Genomic DNA, 589 nt, shown 5'->3' with positions numbered 1-589 from the left:
AGACGCACCTGCGCGCTCTGTGGCACCCACAACGGCGACGGAGCGCGGCGCCATCAGAGGGCGCAGGTCCTGGATCATCAGACGTCGAGCCCGCGGAACGGGCCGTCGCGGTACTCAAGATACTCCTTGAGCGTCATCTGGCCGAGTTTCTTCATCCACTCATTGCCCGCCTTGGTGACATGCAGGCCGGCAATCGCCGTGACGTTGTAGTTGAAGCTCTCCCGAATGCCGGCGATCATCTGCTGATTGTTGATCGACATCTTGGTGTACTTCAGCGCCGGTGTGGGAACGCGGGCCAGCTTGCGTGCCAGGTTCTCCGACTTCTGCTTCAGCTCGGCAGCCGGCACGATCTTGTTGATGAGATGCATGCGTAGCGCTTCCTCGGCGTCAATCGTGTCGCCGGTATACATAAGCCAGCGCACGTCACGCGTGGCGAGCAGCCAGGGCATCATCAGCGCCGGCGGACCGGAATTGTGCCGCACTTCCGGCTCGCCGAACTTGGCGTTGTCGGCCGCGATCGCGAGATCACAACTCATGACAAGTTCAAGCGCGCCGGCCAGTGCATAACCGTTAACGGCAGCGATGACCG

At 61.8% G+C, this 589-nt stretch carries 1 protein-coding gene; it reads right to left on the bottom strand.

Features of this window, described 5'->3' with window-relative positions:
- Positions 1–77: 77 nt before the first annotated feature.
- The coding region (locus RTX98_RS13020) for an enoyl-CoA hydratase/isomerase family protein (RefSeq protein WP_312797079.1) at positions 78–589 on the bottom strand (512 nt) is incomplete at its 5' end.

It is taken from the genome of Tianweitania sp., from assembly GCF_032053605.1.
Classification (GTDB): Bacteria; Pseudomonadota; Alphaproteobacteria; order Rhizobiales; family Rhizobiaceae; genus Tianweitania.
This window is presented reverse-complemented; position numbering and strand designations above follow the sequence as displayed.